The sequence below is a fragment of the Candidatus Margulisiibacteriota bacterium genome, from assembly GCA_003242895.1.
Classification (GTDB): domain Bacteria; phylum Margulisbacteria; class Riflemargulisbacteria; order GWF2-39-127; family GWF2-39-127; genus GWF2-39-127.
In genome coordinates this window covers 61,979-82,303 of sequence record QKMY01000023.1, presented here as the reverse complement: position 1 = coordinate 82,303, position 20,325 = coordinate 61,979, and the positions used below count along the sequence as shown (strand labels likewise).

The 20,325-nt window shown below is 42.1% G+C and carries 16 protein-coding genes; 8 read left to right on the top strand and 8 right to left on the bottom strand.

Annotated elements, in window-relative coordinates; genetic code table 11:
- Positions 1–15 precede the first annotated feature (15 nt).
- The 5 genes from DKM50_03565 (at position 16) to DKM50_03545 (ending at position 4,635) form a co-directional block, all read left to right on the top strand.
- Positions 16–1,944 (top strand): hypothetical protein, encoded by a 1,929-nt coding sequence (locus DKM50_03565; protein PZM83056.1) that lies wholly within the window; start codon positions 16–18, stop codon positions 1,942–1,944.
- Positions 1,932–2,321 (top strand): hypothetical protein, encoded by a 390-nt coding sequence (locus tag DKM50_03560; protein PZM83055.1) that lies wholly within the window; start codon positions 1,932–1,934, stop codon positions 2,319–2,321. Before DKM50_03565 ends, DKM50_03560 begins: the two co-directional genes overlap by 13 nt.
- 8 nt (positions 2,322–2,329) lie before the next feature.
- On the top strand, positions 2,330–3,187 hold the full coding sequence (locus DKM50_03555; GenBank protein PZM83054.1) for a hypothetical protein: 858 nt from the start codon (positions 2,330–2,332) through the stop codon (positions 3,185–3,187).
- 263 nt (positions 3,188–3,450) lie between these two features.
- Positions 3,451–3,834: a DUF2267 domain-containing protein gene (locus tag DKM50_03550; protein ID PZM83053.1), complete on the top strand. Its 384-nt coding sequence runs from the start codon at positions 3,451–3,453 to the stop codon at positions 3,832–3,834.
- A 426-nt stretch (positions 3,835–4,260) separates the two neighbouring features.
- Positions 4,261–4,635 carry a hypothetical protein gene (locus tag DKM50_03545; protein PZM83052.1) on the top strand — a complete coding sequence of 125 codons (375 nt, stop codon included), beginning with the start codon at positions 4,261–4,263 and terminating at the stop codon, positions 4,633–4,635.
- Between the two features lie 62 nt (positions 4,636–4,697).
- On the opposite strand, the gene DKM50_03540 is transcribed toward DKM50_03545, so the two are convergent.
- Positions 4,698–4,874 carry a DUF1328 domain-containing protein gene (locus DKM50_03540; protein PZM83051.1) on the bottom strand — a complete coding sequence of 59 codons (177 nt, stop codon included), beginning with the start codon at positions 4,872–4,874 and terminating at the stop codon, positions 4,698–4,700.
- A 295-nt stretch (positions 4,875–5,169) separates the two neighbouring features.
- On the opposite strand from DKM50_03540, the gene DKM50_03535 reads away from it, so the two are divergent.
- Positions 5,170–6,501, top strand: coding sequence for an amino acid permease (locus tag DKM50_03535; protein ID PZM83050.1), 1,332 nt, complete (start codon positions 5,170–5,172; stop codon positions 6,499–6,501).
- 2 nt (positions 6,502–6,503) lie between these two features.
- A complete protein-coding gene (locus tag DKM50_03530; protein ID PZM83049.1) occupies positions 6,504–7,442 on the top strand; it encodes an SAM-dependent methyltransferase in 939 nt (312 codons plus the stop codon).
- Positions 7,443–7,490: 48 nt separating this feature from the next.
- Here DKM50_03530 and DKM50_03525 read toward each other — a convergent pair whose 3' ends face one another.
- The 6 genes from DKM50_03525 to DKM50_03500 form a co-directional block, all read right to left on the bottom strand.
- Positions 7,491–9,008, bottom strand: a complete 1,518-nt coding sequence (locus DKM50_03525) for a glycosidase (GenBank protein ID PZM83048.1) — start codon at positions 9,006–9,008, stop codon at positions 7,491–7,493.
- A gap of 184 nt (positions 9,009–9,192) precedes the next feature.
- The gene (locus DKM50_03520) at positions 9,193–11,145 is read right to left on the bottom strand and encodes a sensor histidine kinase KdpD (protein ID PZM83047.1); all 1,953 of its coding nucleotides are present in this window, start codon (positions 11,143–11,145) and stop codon (positions 9,193–9,195) included.
- Between the two features lie 18 nt (positions 11,146–11,163).
- Positions 11,164–11,724, bottom strand: coding sequence for a potassium-transporting ATPase subunit C (locus DKM50_03515; protein ID PZM83046.1), 561 nt, complete (start codon positions 11,722–11,724; stop codon positions 11,164–11,166).
- A 69-nt stretch (positions 11,725–11,793) separates the two neighbouring features.
- Positions 11,794–13,830, bottom strand: a complete 2,037-nt coding sequence (kdpB, locus tag DKM50_03510) for a K(+)-transporting ATPase subunit B (protein PZM83045.1) — start codon at positions 13,828–13,830, stop codon at positions 11,794–11,796.
- A gap of 110 nt (positions 13,831–13,940) precedes the next feature.
- Complete coding sequence (locus DKM50_03505; GenBank protein ID PZM83044.1) at positions 13,941–15,647, bottom strand: potassium-transporting ATPase subunit KdpA; 1,707 nt, start codon at positions 15,645–15,647, stop codon at positions 13,941–13,943.
- Between the two features lie 356 nt (positions 15,648–16,003).
- The gene (locus DKM50_03500; protein ID PZM83043.1) at positions 16,004–16,894 is read right to left on the bottom strand and encodes a hypothetical protein; all 891 of its coding nucleotides are present in this window, start codon (positions 16,892–16,894) and stop codon (positions 16,004–16,006) included.
- A gap of 247 nt (positions 16,895–17,141) precedes the next feature.
- Between DKM50_03500 and DKM50_03495 the strand changes: the two genes are divergently transcribed.
- Positions 17,142–19,781 (top strand): cation-transporting P-type ATPase, encoded by a 2,640-nt coding sequence (locus tag DKM50_03495; protein PZM83042.1) that lies wholly within the window; start codon positions 17,142–17,144, stop codon positions 19,779–19,781.
- A 40-nt stretch (positions 19,782–19,821) separates the two neighbouring features.
- Here DKM50_03495 and DKM50_03490 read toward each other — a convergent pair whose 3' ends face one another.
- Entirely contained in the window at positions 19,822–20,142 is a 321-nt protein-coding gene (locus DKM50_03490) for a hypothetical protein (protein PZM83041.1), read from the bottom strand.
- Positions 20,143–20,325 lie beyond the last annotated feature (183 nt).

Genomic DNA, 20,325 nt, shown 5'->3' with positions numbered 1-20,325 from the left:
TCCTATTCCGGCTGGATGACTACTTCCTCCTACCAGACGACTTATAACGATGCCGGGACTCACAATGTACTGCTGACCGTTTACGATAACTATGGAGGACTCGTTACCCGCTCAATCCTTGTTGTCATCGGTAGTATCAACCGTATTCCAAGTGTCTCAACTGCTGCACTGATCACGGCCAATGAAACTGAAACTGTCTCAATCAATCCCCTCTACTCAGATCCTGACGGCGATACCCTTTCGGTTTCCTATTCCGGCTGGATGACTACTTCCTCCTACCAGACAACCTATAACGATGCCGGGACTCACAATGTACTGCTGACCATTGACGATAATAATGGCGGTATCGTTACCCGCTCGATCCTCGTTATCATCGCTAATGTTAACCGTATTCCGATTATTACCGTAACCGGACACATGGCAGTCAGCGAGAATACCATAATAAGCTTCTCGGTTACAGCCTCAGACCCAGATAATGGCGATAACATAGCGACTCTGGGTATAGGGAATCTTCCCATCGGAGCAACCTTCAACACCGGGACCTTCAACTGGAAACCTGATGGAACTCAGTCCGGAATATACCTGCTGCTGTTTTATGCGGAAGACAGCTACGGTTCAAGAGTAACAGGATCTGTCACAATAAATGTACTGGACGCCAACGGTTTATCTTCAAATGAATACATTATTAGCAAACCGTCTTCGAATAGTATCGTAATGATTAGTCTTCCGGTTGGAACCATTCCCAACAATCCGCTCATGTACTCCTGGAAAAGTGACTTGTATAACGATATCGGTGGATACATAAGTGTAACGCCTCTTGACCTCACTCCTGGAAAAGCTGTCTGGATCAAGTTATCAAACAACCTTACTATCGACCTTTCTACCTGTATTTTTGACGCGAAGGAAAAACAAATAGCCATCCCTGCGGGGTGGAACCAGATCAGCAATCCACAACTTACAGATCTCGAATGGAGCAAAGTAAAAGTACTTCATAATGCTACAGAGTATTCAATTAATAACGCTATTATTAACGGATTAGTAGCGAATGGACTGCACGAATACAGAGACGAATCCTATTACGTTTCTACGACAATCAAACCTTGGAAAGGCTACTGGATAAAAGCCCTTCATCCGCTGACACTTATATTTCCTCCTACAAACAATTCAGAATTCACACCACAAGCTTTCAATCAAACCGATGGCGAACTCAAACTATCATTAGCTATAGAAGACCAAAACCAACAAAAATCGGTTATTTCGTTAATCGGGACAAATAAGCTCCCGATCCTCATTGACGTTTTAGCTCCGCCTGAAGCGCCAGGACAGGTACTGAAAGTTTTCGCAGCAAAAAACAATAACTGCTATGCGATACTCGCAGCTACTCTCAAAAAGGATTACGTTGAATGGGACGTACAGATTTCCTCGAAAGAACCAGGTACAATAAGAATAAACGTCTTGGATCTCGTCAATAACACGGATACTAACTATACCTGGGTTTTACTTGACATGAAATCCGGCAAATCGTATCCCATTGAGACCAAAACATTGAGTTTGACAATTGATAAGGGAATGAACTATTTTAGAGTCCAGGCCCAGGGACCGACAGATAACTCTTTATTTTCAGTAACAGACATCAAGAATTACCCGAACCCTTTCGACCCGAATACCGGCGAAACCTCGAAAATTGCATATACACTAACAGGTTCTAATGCGAATGGGAGTTTTAAAATATATAATAATCGCGGACGACTAATGAAAAAAACAACCATATCCGCAGCACAAATCGGAGGCACTATCAATTATAATGTAATAACTTGGGACGGAACAGATGAGAATGGAATAATGTTGCCATCTGATGTATATATTTATTTACTTGAATTGAACAGCACCAACGGAACTGGTAGCATCAAGAAAAAAGGCAAAATAGTATTATGGAAAAAATAAAAAGATTAACATATGTCATCGTAAATATCGTAATGGCTATCGTAATTATTACCCTCACCGGATGCGGCAGCAGCAATGATACTACAGAAAACATTTCGACTATTAATCTGTCCGGAATATGCCGGCTCGAAGGGATAGCGTCAAACAATGCAGGAGTCATTGTAAGTCTGGCAGGCACGAATACTTATCAAGCATCGACATGCCCAACAGGGCAATTCGCGATGACAGTCCTTCCCGGCGCTTATATTCTAACTGCAACGACATCGAATTTCGAGGAAAATACCCGTACCATATCAGTGACGGAGGCGACTGCAAACTACAATATAGGAACAATAAATTTAAAAAGGATACTCCCTCCCTTACCACCGGAATTTTAGGAAAGTTTATGAATAAAAAACTATTATATTTACTATTAGCAGCTTTAATTATCACAACAAATACTACTGGGTATGCTGCTTTTTTCCTTGACCACGGGCTTGACCTCAAAGGGATGCAATATGGTGGCGCATATACGGCAAACCCGGAAGGCAGCGGTGCACTCTATTGGAATGTCGCCAATCTTTCATTCCAAAACAAGACGGAACTCTACACTGCCTATTCAAAATTGTTTTCTGAAGTGAACGACTTTTCGTTATTAATGAATGGCAATATACGTGGGATCGGTTCCTTCGGCATTGCCTACTACCGCTCAGGAGTTGAAAACATCAGTTATACTGACAATTATGGCAACCCTATCGGTAGCGGTAATTTTTCATTTGTTAATCAAGCATATTACCTCGGTTATTCCTGCAATTATAATGAAACACAAGCACTCGGCATAACCGCAAAAGGAATCACGCAGACTGCTGGTACAATAGGTCAAAAAAAGTATCTTTCCTGCGATTTCGGTTATAAAATTAAATTATCCGGCACCCTTGCCCTAGGCATCTTATTACAAGACGTTGTTAGCACTTCACCAAAAGAACTATACGGCATTTACAGATGCGGGATTTCTTATGACCTCGCGGTTTTAAAATTCAATATAGACTATCTCAGCCACCAACTCTTCAAAAAAACCTACATTAATCTAGGTGCCGGATACGAACCGTTCGACTTTTTTAAAATCCGCGGAGGGTATAATGCCTATGAGAAAAACTGCTACCTAGGGATTTCAATAATCATCAATGAATTAGGCTTTGATTATCTCACTTCAGAACAAGAATTAGGAATAATCCAAAAATTCGGATTAAGCATCCGGATTTAATCCTAAATAATTTTACAGTTGCGTTGAACTGAGTTACACCCCCCGACAACCGCCATACCTGCAAAACAATATTCATCCTTGACGTATATGTTGAACTTCATACAATACATCAAGAATCATCTCTACCATAAAAAATATCAGGTTATTAATAGGATATTTGAGATTCTAGGACTAGATAATGTCATTAGCCAGGGAAAAAACAGATAGCTTTTTTTTACGCCCTGCCATATTAATTCAATTAAATTATAAAAGGAGGAATAATTATGGACTATCAAGAATTCATCAGGGAAGTTGAATCTCTGGATTTTATAAAGGACCAAGAGACCGCCGATGCAGCTATTAAGGCATCATTAGGCATTCTAGTCAGCAGGATACCTGAACCGCAAGCAAAAAAGTTAGCGGAGGAACTACCGGACCCGTTAACCTATGAAAAGTTACGAAGCCATCAAAAAGGGATACAGCTTTCGATCTCTGTTGACGAGACTGTTGCAGAGCTCAGCAAACAATTCGGATTTAACAATATACAGTCACGACAATTATTGAACATTGTATTTGGTGCCGCAAAGGATGCTGTCGGTGACGATACCATAGACGATATAGAAGAAAAATTGCCGGATGATTGGGTAGAAATGCTTGAAGCGGCTTAACGAAATAAATCCATTCACGTGAGTAAGTCCGCCTCGTCACGCTGCTCCAATAATTCGGAGAAAGCTGTGCTGAGGCGGCGATGCGGGATCAGTAAGAAAATAGGCAACAACTACATATATATATCGTTGACTCGGATACTACAAAGGAGTAGTATCCTCACCAATACAAATTAATAATAGTTACAAGGCTACTAAACCCGGAAAAGCAAGGGGCTATTTATGGTAAATAATGCCGAAAAAGTGAAAGATTATTTAATACAAGTTCATTAAGTATCCGGACAACCATACCCTCAAGATAAAACGAATTAATTTTTTACTAGAATAATCCTTCATCTCAAGATCGTATATACACATCCAAAAGTAAGTTGGAATAAACCCTTCAAAAAAGAAGGTTATTCTAATTTTTTGCAAACGGAAGGAGTTATTATGGATTATCCGGAATTTATAGAAGAAATAAAAAAATTGGATTTCATTAATGATCAAATAACAGCAGATGCCGCAATAAAACTCACATTAAAAATCCTGGTAGATATGATACCTGAACAGCAGGCCAGATTGTTGACCGAGAAGTTACCGGAACAATTTCACTTTGATAGACTTGGCAAGCTGCCAAATGATATAATCAAACCAATTTCAATTAATGAATATATACTCGATATAAGCAAACAATTAAGATTAAATATTAAACAATCGCGACTGCTCATTAACCTGGTCTTGCGTACTATCAAAACTGCGATCAAAGAAGAAGCTCATAAGACAGAAAACGCAGGCGATTTAGATAATTTCTTTAAAGTGGCCTGATTACAAATAATTGCGCTTTCTTGCAAAGAACAGCGCAGAATAAAATTACCGTAATAATTAAGCTAATGTCTTATTTTCTTAACAATATAAAACACAAGAAAAATAACCGCAAAAAAAAGTACCAGGAAAATAGCAAAATATATTTTTGCTAAAGCAAAAGCAAAATTAGAAACCGTACTAAACCCTAAAAACATAGCAATAAGAGCTATAACAATAAAAGCTATTATCCATCGCATCATGGTTATCCCCCCTCCAAGATTCTTGCAGGCACTCTATATCGAGGAAAGCACATTGTCAACTAGCTCGCAAGGATGTAACCATAGAGAGGCGTACCAGCGGCACGCCCCTACCAGAATCCCCGGATCACACAAATTTAGCTATTAGGGCTACGATATCAAGAAGAGCTTTGACCCGACAAAAGTATCCGGGACCTAACGCATTGACCGAACACCCCAGCAGCAGTAGTATCGCCCCAACACAGAAACCGGAAAAATAATATAGTCCTTTGAGAAAAACTGATAAAGGAGCAGTCCTATGCCAGGAAATCCGCAAACAAAAAGATACCTATCAGTTTTTGACAGCATCGCAATTGTAATGGGGATCGTTATCGGTGCAGGAATATTCAAAACTCCGTCACTGGTAGCTGCAAGTGCCGGGAACGAGGTAACGATAATTATGGTATGGCTGGGGGGCGGGATTATCTCGCTTATCGGAGCATTATGTTATGCAGAACTTACATCTACTTACCCAAATATCGGAGGAGAGTATTTTTACCTGAACAGAGCCTTCGGCAAAGCACCCTCATTCTTATTCGCGTGGGCCAGAATGGCTGTCATTCAGACCGGCTCAATCGCCATGATGGCATTCCTCATCGGCGACTACGCTTCAAATATTCTCAACCTTGGACTCTACTCTTCTTCATATTATGCCGCATGCACCATTGTCATACTGACAGCAATAAATATCGCCGGAGTGAGCCAAGGAAGCTGGATACAAAAAATTCTTATTATATCAACCATTTCCGGTCTCTTATTTATCTCATTCTCAGGTTTCTTTCTCGCATCTTCAGACAAAATTCTAAGCCAGATATCACCATCAAGCGCTTCAGGAATAGGGAAAGCGATGGTCTTTGTCCTGCTGACCTACAGCGGATGGAACGAAGCTGCTTATCTTTCTTCAGAGGTACGGGATCCGCAGCGGACTATGGCAAAAACCCTGATATATAGCATTGCAATAATAACAGCTGTTTATGTCATGATTAATATAGCCTTCATTGAAGGCTTAGGCATTCAAGCGATGTCGAAATCTGAGCTGGCAGCAACCTCTTTAATGGAAAACGTATTTGGAGGCTTGGGAGCAAAACTCACAGGGCTCTTGGTAGCGATTGTAGCCTTAAGCACGATCAATGGGATTATCATCACAGGAGCCCGAACGAATTATGCTCTCGGACGGGATTTCAAACCGTTCGAATTTCTTGGAAAATGGAAAGAACAAGTCGGGAATCCTGTAAACGCCTTAATAGTTCAGGGAATCATTTCGATCATGCTCATCGGAATTGGGACCGGAACACGCAACGGATTTGTAATGATGGTCGAATATACCGCTCCGGTGTTCTGGCTTTTTTTCTTGCTGGCAGGCATATCAATTTTTGTCCTACGAAAAAAAGAGCCCTCCATAAATCGCCCGTTTAAAGTCCCATTATATCCGATCCTCCCCGCAGTTTTCTGCCTGATATGTATGTATATGATGTATTCAAGTATCATCTATACCGGAATAGGCGCAGTAATCGGAATAGCCGTCCTACTTACCGGTTTACCAATTTTTTTTCTAAAATATCTTTGCAGCAAAACATCAAAGGAGGTATAAAAATGAAAAAATCAGTAATGGTCTTATTATTTGCAACCATCATAATGATCCAGGGCAGCGGGGCAATCGACAGAATAAGCACCGTGGATACAAATCCAAGCATTCTATCAGCAGCAGAAAAAGAACTCGATGTGCCCTACGTACCGACAGATGAAGAAGTCGTTAATAAAATGCTAAACATAGCCAATATCGGAAGCACGGATATTCTCTATGACCTGGGCTGCGGTGACGGCAGGATAGTAGTAACAGCCGCAAAGCAGTATGGAACAAAAGGTATCGGAGTTGATATCGATTCGGACCGCATCAAAGAATGTCATCAGAATGCTGCATTGGCTAAAGTCGAAGACAGAGTTGAGTTCTTACAACAAGACCTCTTCCTCACTGATTTCAGCAAAGCAACTGTCCTGACAATGTACCTTCTTCCGAGCGTAAACTTAAAGTTACGACCGAAAATACTCAGTACGCTCAAACCAGGGACGCGGGTGGTATCTCACGACTTTGATATGGGCGAATGGAAAGCCGATCAGGTAGCAGAATTAAAAAGCCACACGATCTATTTCTGGATTGTCCCGGCAAACGCCACCGGTACCTGGTCCTGGTCAGAACCGAATAAAAAAAGCGCAAGCATACAATCATTAACAATCGATCAGGAATTTCAAAATATCAATGGAAACGTCATTTCTGAATCAGCAAGCGCACCGATAAAAGATGCAAAAATAACTGGAGACAAAGTACAATTCACTATTGAACAGGAAATAAACGGTCAGTCAATTCCGTTAACATATGTTGGAAAAATTGTTGGCAACTCGATTGAAGGAACGATACAGTCCGGCAACAAATCAATTATCGCAGATCGTACCTGGAAAGCAAGTCGGGAACCTTCGACAGCAACCACACTCGAAGGTACCGATGAAGGTAATCTCGACATTATCCGCATTTAACCTGATTTAAATCAATTCCGGCGGCAATGGTAATAAAGACTATTGCCGCTATTTTTTCTGTTTTAGAGTATCGAGGACCATTCTCAGATTGACCTTTGCATATCTTGAAAAAGAATCGGATACGGCATACGGGATACACAAGTATCCATTATGCACGAGCGATCCGCAGGAATAGACAACGTTAGGGACAAGTCCTTCTCGTTCTTCATCCTGAGCGACTATGAGCGGACACGGCAACCGGCCGATTATCTTCGTCGGATCATTGAGGTCAAGCAGTGCAGCACTTATAGTATATTCTCTCTTCCAGGCAACGTCATGAGTAATAAGTAGCCATCCGTCATCAGTCCTGATAGGAGAACCGCAATTCCCCATATGAACGATTCCCGGCCACTGCGGTTGTAATAACAGCGCAGATCCTCCCCAGCGGTAGAGGTCATAAGAGAACATGATATAAATGTTCCGGCCATCTTTTCGAGAGATCATTGCATACCGGCCATTAATCTTTTCCGGAAAAAGAGCGAACCCTTTATTCATTATTTCCGGACCATGAAGCTTGCTTATAGTAAACCTCACGAAATCCGTAGTCTCGATCAAACTCGGGACCGCATCCCGCCCATCATAAGCATTATACGTAGCAAAATATGTAACCTGTCCTTCATCATGAACGAAACGGACAAAGCGAGCATCTTCCATTCCCCCGGCTTCATATGGAGCAGAAGGAAATAAGACCCGCTCAGTCAATGAAGTCTCAGAATCGAATTCCGTTGTGTAGGAATCCTCCAGGGATAACCGGATGAGGTCGAGCGCTTCTTTCTGGGAACGGGTTAATTGCACTTGCATCCCTAGCTTATAAAAATGAAATTCCAGTTCATCACACTTCAACTCGTCCGGCATTATGGATATAAGATATTTTATCTCACTATATACTGCAAGATTGACTGCCGCTGTTACAAGATCATTTCTAGTAACCATCAAAGGTGAAGGTACTGTTGCGTACCGGCTAGAGAATTCTTCTTCCAAAGTACTATTCTCCATCCTGATGAGACACTCACTGTCGATAATCGCCTGGACAAAACTGATTGTCGAGAACTGCCCTTCTCCCATTGAACGCTGGCTAACTATTACCCGGAGTTCCCCGTCCCGAAGAGAACTTTGATCAGGATGAGGGACCATAGAATGGTTGAATGTCGCAACGTTTTCGAAAGAAATCTCTTTGGTAAACATCGCACCGATGAGCAGCTTTTTATCGTATTCAAGGAAATCAGGAATTAAGTTTTCGTCACTTCGAAGACGCACGATTTTTTGATAATTCCGAACGATAACATCACGATACTTTCGATGCCGCGACTCGTAGTTGTCCATTATCTCAGAAAGATATTCAGCTGCCTGATTGCCGCTCATCTCCAGTACCGACCGGATAACGTCACTGTCATTCTCATCCCCTTTACACCAGAAAACCAGAAGAACCCTGTTCGTCGGCTTGAGCTCGAAATCCTTTTGCTTAAAAACATGAACGCCGCCATTACGGCGCTTCGCGATACGCTGTCCTAATATATCCCGTGCCATAGCAATTCCCCCTTTTGCCCACAGCTATCTATAAAAATATATTTTCTGGATTATTGACGTTGCAGTAGGATACTATAAGTCGCCATATTTCTCTATACCAAATAAATGAGGTAACGAAGGCGGGGAAAGTAAAAAAGTCTGATGCAATAACGAATGTTGGATTGTGTTGAAACAATGCTATCTTCTAATGATTTGCCAGAGCAAGACCGACCATGCTAGCAAAAGATTCTAATAAGCGAATCTGGTCAGCTGTAAGGAAATGCTCTTGATTCGTACTTCGAATACCGACGACACCTATAGTGCTTTCTTTAACATTCATCGGTAAAAAGTACCACATTGAAGACGATAACGTACGTGTATTTCTTCCAGCCGGCTGACCGTTTTTATAGACCCAGACGGCGATAGCCTTTTCGGCTTCATCAATAATTGATCGAGTATGAATGTGCGTAGCGAGTGTAAGATTACCGTCAGCGTCAGGAACGAATATCACGGCGTCGCTACTAAAGGCCTCCGAAATATTCGTCGCTGAACGGCTGAGAATATCCTCGACATTTTTAGACATCATCATTTCCCTGCTAAACGTATAAAGAGAAGAAAGAAACCGTTCCCGGCTGTGAGAAGTCTCGTACTGCCAACGGAACATCTTCGCTAAAAAGCTGTTAATTAAAGCGATGGCGATAAACACCAGAAAGCCCGGCAAATATTTATAATCCCCGATACTAAAAGTAAAGAACGGAGGAATAAAAAAGAAATCATACAAGCTAATAGCTATGGCTGAGGTAAATAGTCCGACTCTGGTACCCCAAAGAACACTACTGGCTATCACAGGAAACAGCAGTAACATTCCAATATTAGCAGGGTCAAGCCATTGTCGTAATGGCCAGCTAATTCCTACGGCAATTGCCACTGACAGGCAACTCGCCAGATAAGATTTATAGTCTTTTTTGTTGAGTGCCTTGTACTTTTCATATAACGTTTTCCTATAGCTCTCACTTCCAACGATCAGGACGTTAATCGGGCTGCTTTTACGTACCAGCTCATTGATAACTGAGCCTTTGAACAGCTCCTCAATTCTTGATCGATGAGAAAGTCCGGCGATTATAAGCGTAACATTTTTTTGGCGGGCAAAATGAATAATCTCATCAGCAATTATTGTGCCGCTCAGTGGAAATACTTTTGCACAAAGCTCGGTTGCCAACAGTATATTTTTTTCCAGTTGATTTCGAGAGTTATCGTCTAAATTCGTCTGCTGGGGTGAGTCAACATAAACAGCGTACCAATCGGCGTTAAGGTCCGAGGCCATTCGGTGGGTAATCCTCAACAATCTCTCTGACGAAGGACTGCCGCTGATACTCACAAGTAATTTCGATCCAACCGGCCATGGTCCTATAATTCCACTTTTCTCCATATAGGACTGCATGTCTTCATCAACCTGCTTTGCCGTATAACGCAAGGAAAGTTCCCGCAATGCCAGCAAGTTGCCCATACGAAAAAATTTCTGCATGGCAAGCTGAGCTTTCTGGGGAATATAGACTTTGCCTTCTTTCAACCTCTCAAGCAGCTTTTCCGGAGTCAGATCGACCAATTCAATCTCATCAGCCAATGCTAAAAAACTATCAGGGACCGTTTCATATACTTTTATCCCGGATGTTTGGCTGACGATATCGACAATGCTTTCCACATGCTGGATATTGAGGGTCGTAAACACATCGATTCCGGCATTAATCAATTCTTCAATATCCTGATAACGTTTACTATGCCTGGATCCTGGCACATTTGTATGAGCGAGCTCATCCATAAGCACAAGCTGAGGAGCACGGGAAAGGATTCGATCGATATCGACCTCCTCCAAGTCCAACCCTGAATAAGCTATTTTCTTTCTGGGAATACATTCCAGACCTGCCAGTAATGCCTCGGTTTCTTTCCGGCCGTGAGTTTCGGCAATACCGATGGCAACGTCAATACTATTCTTCTTGCTGAGTGCCCCGTCCTGAAGCATTCGATAGGTTTTGCCAACTCCGGCACAATAGCCAAGGAATATTTTTAAACGTCCTTTATTCTGACGAATTAAATCTTCATCTTCCTTTTGTATCTGCATGAGCACTACGTCAGGATCTGTTCGTTTATAATCTTCCATAAATAACCCTACTATTCATTATATAGAATCCATTGCCAGATTGAGAAGTAAAACATTAACGCCTTTTTGACCCCAAATTCCAATAAAATCCGGTTCAACATGCTTGTAGATTAAAGTTTTGATCGTGGCTAGGGGAATATTTCTATAACGTGCAACACGAGGCGCCTGAAGCATGGCGTTTTCAATCGAGATATTGCGGTCAAGCCCACTGGCAGAGGTTAATACCATATCAGCGGGAATCAAATTATTTTTTGGTAACGCGTTATCTTTCCTGGCCTGTTCAAGTCGTTGAGTAACTTGAGCCATAAGTTTTTTACTGGACGGACCAAGGTTGCTTCCTCCTGAACCGGCACCATTATAATCCACCGCTGACGGTCTGCTATGGAAATAAGTAGGCTTGCCAAAATCCTGGGCAATCAATGAGGAACCGGCCACAACTCCGTTAACATGAACTAAGCTTCCATTGGCTTTTACTGGCATAGTTCTCTGCGCGATAGCAGTTATTAGCAAAGGGTAAACAATTCCCAAAAAAAACGAAAAAACAATAAATACTTTAATGGCCCTGACAAATTCCTTCATACTCAACCTCCTCAATTTTTTATGTCCCTGTCACTTGTTACGTGTCACTTCTTTGTTCCCCTTCAGGGGTTATGCCAAATGAAGCGCAACAATTAGAATGTCTATAATCTTTATTATAATGAAGGGAAGCAGCAGCCCTCCGAAACCGTAAACAACCAAATTACTGATTAACAATTCTTGAGCAGACGCATGTTTGTATTTGACACCTTTAAGCGAAATGGGTATGAGCAGGGGTATAATAACGGCATTAAAAATAACCGCGGAAAGGATTGCACTCTGAGGAGAGGAAAGCCGCATGATATTAAGTATATTTAACTGCGGATACGTTATCGCAAATATTGCCGGAATAATAGCAAAATATTTAGAAACGTCATTCGCTACACTAAAAGTTGTCAAAGCACCTCTGGTGATTAATATCTGTTTACCGATTTCGACAATATCAAGCAGCTTGGTAGGTGAAGAATCCAAATCAATCATATTCGCTGCTTCGCGAGCTGCCTGTGTTCCAGCGTTCATCGCAACAGCGACATCCGCCTGAGCCAGCGCCGGAGCGTCATTCGTTCCATCGCCGATCATCGCGACCATATTTCCTTCACTTTGATATTTCCTGATCCATTCCAGTTTTTGCTCCGGTTTTGCCTGAGCTATAAAATCGCTAACACCTGCCTCAGCGGCAATAGAAGCAGCAGTAAGGGGATTATCTCCGGTGACCATGATTGATTTGATACCCATAAGATGAAGTTGATGCAGCCGCTCTTTGATCCCTTGTTTAAGAACATCTTTCAAACGAATGACCCCGACAACTTTACCGTTATCAGCAACAACGAGAGGTGTTCCTCCTTCACTGGATATGAGTTGAACAGCTTGCTTCACGTCAGATGGGAACGTATTTCCATACGTTTTAACGAATTCTTCTATAGCTTCGGCAGCACCTTTTCTTATCTTTCTATTCATGATATCAATACCGCTCATGCGAGTGTCCGCACTGAACTGAACGAACTGAGAATTAGCAGGGGTCCGGATATCTCTTCCCCTTACCTGTATTTTTTCTTTGGCAAGAATAACGATGCTTCTGCCTTCAGGCGTATCGTCAGATAATGATGCTAACAAAGCAGAGTTAGCAAGTTCCCCAACCCGAATACCCTCAGAGGGAATGAATTCTGTTGCCAACCTATTCCCAAGAGTTATCGTGCCGGTTTTATCCAAAAGAACAATGTTAACATCCCCTGAAGCTTCAACCGCTCTTCCGCTGAACGAAATAACATTATGGGAAAGAAGCCTGTCCATCCCGGCTATGCCAATAGCAGGAAGCAAGCCGCCAATAGTCGTCGGCATCAGGCAGACCAGCAGGGCGACAAGAACTGTGATCAATATAGGGATATTCATATAATGAGCGAAAAAGTGTAAGGTGATGACTACCACAAGGAACAGCACAGTGAGGCCGATAAGCAGTATCTCCAGTGCTCGTTCGTTCGGGGTTTTGTGCCGTTTAGCACTCTCAACCATCTTAATCATTTGATCAAGGAACGTCTCACCGGGCTCAGTAGTCACCCGGATATTCACATTTCCCGAAAGAACTCGAGTTCCTCCGGTTACCCCGCTTCTATCACCGCCAGATTCTCTAACCACAGGAGCTGATTCTCCGGTTATAGCTGATTCATCGACGAGTGCTACTCCATCAATAAGTTCTCCGTCACAAGGAATAATCTCGCCTTCTTTAACAAAGACCGTATCATCTTTTCTTAGAGATAAAGCTGAAACATTTTCTGTTTTTCCACTGGCAAGTAGCCTATTCGCAAAGGTCTCACTTCTGGCCTTTTTTAGCGAATCCGCCTGAGCCTTACCCTTCCCTTCAGCTAATGCTTCGGCAAAATTGGCAAAAAGCACAGTAATCCATAGCCATAAACTGATCTGAAGCTCAAACCCAAAACCTTTTCCGGCTATTACGGTTTGGATAGTAATAATTGTAGTGATAACTGACCCTATTTCCACAGCAAACATAACAGGATTTCTGATTGTGGCCCTGGGATCTAAACGTTTGAAAGAATCTTTTATCGCCTGTATGACAATATCAGGTTCCCATATACTTTTTTTATTTCGTTCCATTATATATTCTCCTTGTAATCCATTGTAGTAGGGAACGGTCTCGACCGTTCCCTACGTCATTTTAAAAAACCGTTCCCTATGTCATTTAAAAAAACCATTCCTTACGTCATTTAAAAAGTCACTCCCGCTGAAATAAACAGGTGTTCCAGGAAAGGGCCTAATACCAGAACCGGAAAAAACGTAAGCGCACCAACAATAATGATAACGCCAATCAGAATGAAAACAAATAATGGAGAAGCAGTCGGGAACTGTGCCACTTCCGGCACATTTTTTTTCTTTACCAGCGAGCCTGCTATTGCCAGGGCAGGAATGATGGTTCCAAATCGTCCTACAAGAATAGTGAACGCGAGGACCAGGTTATAAAAAACAGTATTTGCGTTTAGCCCGGCAAAAGCCGAACCATTATTCCCTGCCGCAGAGCCAAAAGCATACAGTATTTCGGACAATCCATGTGGTCCGGCGTTATTCAAGCTGGACAGACCAAAGGTCGTTGACACCGCAATTGCAGCAAAACCAAGTTGTACAATAGATGGCACGATAAGAGCAATGACAGCCATCACCATCTCGTACGGTTCAAGTTTTTTACCGAATATTTCTGGAGTTCGACCTATCATCAGGCCGACAAGGAACATGGCTAAAATAGCATAATGTAGTATCCCGATCAGACCGACGCCAACACCCCCGAAAACAACTTCGCCGATAAACATATTAAAGAGGAGAATAAGGCCCGTTATCGGCATGAAACTATCATGCATCGTATTAACCGCACCACACGAGGTTACAGTCGTCGAGTGAGCAAAAACAACAGAAGCTAACGGCCCGAACCGAACTTCTTTTCCTTCCATATTCAGACCATGCTCAACGCCCAGGTTGGTAAGCAAGGGATTGCCATGGAATTCAGACCATAAAGCGATACTTAATCCTGCCAGGTAGAGGGTCATCATTACCGCAAAGATTGCCCATCCCTGTTTTCGTTTTCCCAGAAGTGCTCCAAAAGCAAACGGCAATGCGACAGTGATAACTAAAAGCCCCAGAATCTCAAGATAATCTGTCATTGGAGTCGGATTTTCATAAGGATGGCTCGAATTAGCATTAAAAAACCCGCCGCCGTTTGTTCCTAGCATTTTTATGGCCAGCTGAGACGCTACAGGTCCCTGTGCGATTATTTGTTGATTTCCTTCAAGCGTATGTGCCGCTACATAAGGACTAAAATTCTGGATAACTCCCTGGGACACTAAAACCAGAGAAAAAACAAAGGCGAAAGGAAGCAAAACATAGAGAACAGCTCGGGTCGTATCAACCCAGAAATTGCCAATATCAGTTGTTGTTTTCCGAATGAATCCTCTAATGAAAGCCATAACAGCAGCAATACCCACAGCTGCTGAAAGAAAGTTTTGAACAGCAAGTCCAAGCATTTGCGTCAGATAGCTCATGGTCGATTCCGGAACATACGACTGCCAGTTGGTATTTGTTACGAACGAAACCGCCGTATTAAGTGCACTATCCCAACGAATAGAACCTAATTTTTGAGGATTGAGCGGGAGCAAATGTTGTAACAGTTGCAGCAAAAAAAGAACTACGATACCGATGACATTAAAAACAACAAAGCTCACCACATAAGTTTTCCAGTTCATCTCTTCGTTTTCATCGACTCCGAAAAGACGATAACATAGGTTCTCTATAGGCCGGAGAATAAATGACATCCAGGTGCGCTGCCCGGAAAAAACCTTTGCCATGTATTCCCCGAGAAAATAAGCGACGAAAGTTAATATCGACAAAAACACTCCTAATTGAACTAACATTGTTATGGTAAACATGCTATCTCCTCCTTTATCCCTATATATACCTAAGAAAGGTTTTTGTCACTTCAGCACGCACTATAATTGAGTGGCTTTCAAATGGCAAGAATTCCCCATCATAATTAAAATTTAGCCTGAAGTCTATTACTTTTCACTTAAACTGTCAACAATATTGTGGGAATTCATGTAGAGGGCGGACGCTACAGCACTTCCATAGAAGGCACACAATTCCTTCGTCCGGGTGAGGCGCAGCACGAGAGCTGTGTTCTTAAGTTAGCGCAGGGGCATAGCTCGCTATGCACTTACTGTCTGCTATGGGAGAAGCGGCTGGATACTAGGCAAATGGAAGGATAAAGTTTCTTACAACGACAATATCAATAAACGTTCACTGTCACACTAACAAGCTCAGTATCCAGTTTCAATTGATTATTATTATCGGTTATCGTAATAACCCGGAACCTGCTGGGGAATTCGACGAGTGCCGGAGTGCTTATATGAGTGATGCTTCCGACCTTCCTGACCTTTTCCGCATGATAGTGTCCACTTAATACGGCAACTACGTTAGAATATTTATTTAAAAGGTCGAGATATTCTTTCTTGTTCACTACGTCGTGATCGTAACTTTTCGTGGGTTCAATCAAGGGAAAATGCTGGACAATTATGACTTTGGAATCTCTGTTATTTGTGAGCTGTTCTTCCAGCCAGTTTAATTGTTGACGGTCAAAATTGCCATGAGCAGTAGCTCTGGAATCAATCACACCATCCATCACAACTATTAGATAGCCTTTTTTGGGTACAAAACTATAATAGGGAGAAGTGTTCTTCTGAAACCTGTTAACCTGATTCAGCAGCTCAAAAAACTTACCTTTCGTAAGACTGCCGTATACGGCGATGTCATGATTCCCCAGAGCAACATACCAGGGACAATTCAATTGGCTGGCTATCTGAGCAAAAGAAGTAAGGGATTTCTCCCTGGGCGAGTTAATGGAATCGCCGGAGAAGACTGCAAAATCAACATTCATACTGTTAATCGTAGCCACCGCATTAGCCAATAAACCTCTTGATTGTGAAAGCAGCCTTTTCCCAGATGGTTTATCACGAAGATCAATGTGCACGTCTGTCAATTGCACAAATCTCAAAACCTGGTTCGGGGTTGCTGCCTCAACTGCATCAGATCTGGTTATTAAGTCAAACCCCATTAGGCCAAAAATCAGCAGCAGTAACAGTACAAACGAAAAAGTTTTTGTTCTGTTTTTTTTATTCACACATTTATCCTCCTAATGTTATTGCCCGTTCGCAATTGTTAATACCCGTTGCTAACTGAGCAGCTATATTTCATCTTAACATTAGCCTATGATCCGGGTCTATCTTCCAGGCTACCATTAGTATCGATTCTAATAGCTATCCCTGTGTAAAATAAATAGTTATGAAGTTACATTCTTAACTTTCTGCCTATAAATTCTATTTACAATTTTTCTATAGCGTATTAAAACCTCCGAACAGGAGAACACCATGTATTACCAAAAGAATATAAATGAAGTTTTAGAAGCTCTTCAAACACACTTTCACGGCCTCTCAGGTGAAGAAGCCAATGAGAGACAAAAAAAATATGGCCCGAACTCAATTCAAGAAGAAAAAACCGAACAGGTATGGCTAATTTTTCTCAAGCAATTCAAGGACCCTTTGATATATATTTTGCTTGTTGCAGCACTATTCACTCTCTCGATTAAACATTATATAGATACTGCCGTAATAATCACGGTCATTTCGGTTAACGCCCTGCTGGGACTATTTCAAGAATACAAAGCGGAAAAAGCCATGCAGGCAATAAAGAAACTCGTCGAACAAAAAGCATCGGTTATCAGAGAAAACCAAGAACAAAGAATAAGTTCTGAGGATCTGGTGCCAGGAGACATCGTTATTATAGCTGCTGGAAATAAAGTACCGGCAGACATAAGACTTATCGAAGTAAAAGAAATCGAGATCGACGAATCAATGTTTACAGGAGAATCCGCTGCTGTAACAAAACAGGTACAGGAGATGACAGGAATAAACATATCCCTGCCGGATCAGCTCAACATGGGGTTTATGGGTACCGTGATTTTGAAGGGAAGAGGAAAAGGAGTTGTTGTCAATACAGGTGATCGGACTGAGCTTGGCAAAATATCAAAATCAGTTAAAAGTACAATAAAAGAACTAACCCCCTTACAAAAAAAGCTGGCAGATTTCAGCAAAAAAGTTGGAATACTATCGGTAACGGTCTCGGCAATTGTTTTTATTCTAGGGCTGTTCGAAGGCATCCCTGTTGACAATATGATCCTGTTTTCGATTAGTATGGCTGTTGCTATCATCCCGGAAGGACTTCCGGTAGTAATAACGGTTACCATGTCAGTCGGATTAAAACGCATGGCAGAAAAGAATGCTATTATCAGGAAACTTATCGCGGTAGAAACCCTAGGCAGCTGCAACTATATATGTTCTGACAAAACCGGCACTCTTACTGAAAACATGATGACCGTAACCAAAGCGTACGCTAATGGAAAAGAATTCTCTTTATCAGGAACAGGCTATAATCCGCAGGGAAAGATCTTTTTTAATGATAGCCCGATTAAGCAGGATAAAGACCTTGAAGAGTTGCTGCTAACAGGCCTGCTGTGTAATTCATCCGAAGTGTATGAGGAAGATAACACATGGAAAATCGATGGAGATCCTACCGAAGGTGCACTTATTGTTTCCGCTATAAAATATGGGATAGTCCAGGATGATCCGGACAGCCGGTATCAACTGGTTGACGAGATAGCCTTCAGCTCACAACGGCAATATATGGCTACACTATATAAACAGGAAAACAAATACATATTATTTGTTAAAGGCGCACCAGAAAAGATCCTGGCTTTTTCCAACGAGCAGAATAACCACATTATCACGCAACAATACCATAGCATGGCAGAAGAAGGGCTGCGGGTCCTCGGTTTCGGGATAAAAGAACTAAACCGCCTGGATACAGGGCAATTTGACCTGGAACAAGAAGCAACCCGCAATCTGAGCTTTGTTGGATTACAGGGAATTATAGACCCGCCAAGACCCCGAGCTATAGAAGCTATCAAAAATGCCCACATAGCAGGCATAAAGGTTGTGATGATAACAGGAGATCACAAGATCACTGCTACTGCAATTGCAGAACGAACAGGGATTCTTGAAAAGGGTGGCATTGTGCTTACAGGACAAGAACTAGATCTCAAAGGAGTTACGTTCTTAGCAGAGAACGTAAATAAGGTCATGGTTTATGCTCGGGTTTCTCCTCAACACAAGCTTAGCATTGTCGATGCGCTGCAACGTAAAAACAATATTGTTGCCGTAACCGGAGACGGAATTAATGATGCTCCTGCCTTAAAAAAAGCCAATATAGGCGTTGCCATGGGGAAAGCCGGCACCGATGTTGCCAAAGAAGCAGCAGACATGGTATTGAAAGATGACAATTTTGCGTCAATATTTGAAGCAGTCAAAGTCGGAAGAGTCATTTACGACAATATCAGGAAAGTAATTTTTTTCTTATTAGCTACTGCCGCTGGGATTCCGCTGGCAATTATTCTATGCCTTATCCTCGACTTGCCGTTACCCTTTATTGCAACACAGGTATTGTGGGTCAACCTGGTAACCAATGGATTGCAAGATATAGCGCTTGCCTATGAACCAGGAGAAGAAGATATCGCAAACAGGCCTCCCAGGAACCCCAGGGAAAATATCATTAACCGTGAAATGCTCTCAGGAATTGTTTTGGTCGGAATCGTATCTGCTTTTGCGATGGTCCTGATTTACCGGTATGAGCTGAACAATGGAACCGGGCTAAGATATGCAAGGTCCGCAGCACTCAACACCGCAGTGTTCCTCCAATTCTTCCACGTCTGGAATTCCCGTTCCTTTAAGAAATCTATATTCAAGGTACCTCCATTATCAAATCCGTTCCTGTTTATCAGCCTTACCATTGCGATTATTGCACAGATAATTGTTATAAATGTACCTTTCTTCCACTATATTTTCGGTACGGCACCGTTAACACTTCTCTCATGGGTACAAACAATTTCCGCTGCCCTGTCGATCATAGTTGTAATGGAGATTGCCAAGTGGATTTCGAGAAAAAAGAGCGGATAGGATTAGTCCAGCCGCTCCGGTGAAACGCATACCCGCTTAACTATTTTTTTGCAGGTTTTGATTTCTTCAGTTTTTCCGGTACCGGTTGAGGACTAAGAACTCGCCAGGTGCCATTGGTTCCTTTTGCATTTGAAGTCCCGACAGCATACTGCTGAGGCCCGGAACCCTGATCAAGTAACACCTGCCAGGAAATGGTGTCTTTTTTAATTTCCTTTTTTATAACATTTACAGTGACCGTAGCATTCCCGGAAGTGAACTGAAAAGACCAGTTACCGTCATTTTTAGAAACAGCGTTTACAGGACTGATAAGCAAAAGAAATACTAATAATCCACCTGAAATCAAAGCATAGATTTTGTTCATAATAATCCCCCCTTAAGGCGGTTTTATAATAAATCTATTTTTCAGTCAACAGGAGGAAGGTTTTCGGGCCATGGCAATCGAATACTAATTCTATGTCATACCTGTATCCATAGGGAAATCTTTCAGAAATACTTATTAGTTTAATGCAGAGCTAGATTCCTGTTTTCGAAGGTGGGGCAAAAT

Excerpts from the sequence above, each read along its gene's own strand:
- DKM50_03565 (PZM83056.1), top strand. The coding sequence starts at position 16 with ATGACTACTTCCTCCTACCAGACGACTTATAACGATGCCGGGACTCAC.
- DKM50_03560 (PZM83055.1), top strand. The coding sequence starts at position 1,932 with ATGGAAAAAATAAAAAGATTAACATATGTCATCGTAAATATCGTAATG.
- DKM50_03555 (PZM83054.1), top strand. The coding sequence starts at position 2,330 with ATGAATAAAAAACTATTATATTTACTATTAGCAGCTTTAATTATCACA.
- DKM50_03550 (PZM83053.1), top strand. The coding sequence starts at position 3,451 with ATGGACTATCAAGAATTCATCAGGGAAGTTGAATCTCTGGATTTTATA.
- DKM50_03545 (PZM83052.1), top strand. The coding sequence starts at position 4,261 with ATGGATTATCCGGAATTTATAGAAGAAATAAAAAAATTGGATTTCATT.
- DKM50_03540 (PZM83051.1), bottom strand. The coding sequence starts at position 4,874 with ATGATGCGATGGATAATAGCTTTTATTGTTATAGCTCTTATTGCTATG.
- DKM50_03535 (PZM83050.1), top strand. The coding sequence starts at position 5,170 with ATGCCAGGAAATCCGCAAACAAAAAGATACCTATCAGTTTTTGACAGC.
- DKM50_03530 (PZM83049.1), top strand. The coding sequence starts at position 6,504 with ATGAAAAAATCAGTAATGGTCTTATTATTTGCAACCATCATAATGATC.
- DKM50_03525 (PZM83048.1), bottom strand. The coding sequence starts at position 9,008 with ATGGCACGGGATATATTAGGACAGCGTATCGCGAAGCGCCGTAATGGC.
- DKM50_03520 (PZM83047.1), bottom strand. The coding sequence starts at position 11,145 with ATGGAAGATTATAAACGAACAGATCCTGACGTAGTGCTCATGCAGATA.
- DKM50_03515 (PZM83046.1), bottom strand. The coding sequence starts at position 11,724 with ATGAAGGAATTTGTCAGGGCCATTAAAGTATTTATTGTTTTTTCGTTT.
- kdpB (PZM83045.1), bottom strand. The coding sequence starts at position 13,830 with ATGGAACGAAATAAAAAAAGTATATGGGAACCTGATATTGTCATACAG.
- DKM50_03505 (PZM83044.1), bottom strand. The coding sequence starts at position 15,647 with ATGTTTACCATAACAATGTTAGTTCAATTAGGAGTGTTTTTGTCGATA.
- DKM50_03495 (PZM83042.1), top strand. The coding sequence starts at position 17,142 with ATGTATTACCAAAAGAATATAAATGAAGTTTTAGAAGCTCTTCAAACA.
- DKM50_03490 (PZM83041.1), bottom strand. The coding sequence starts at position 20,142 with ATGAACAAAATCTATGCTTTGATTTCAGGTGGATTATTAGTATTTCTT.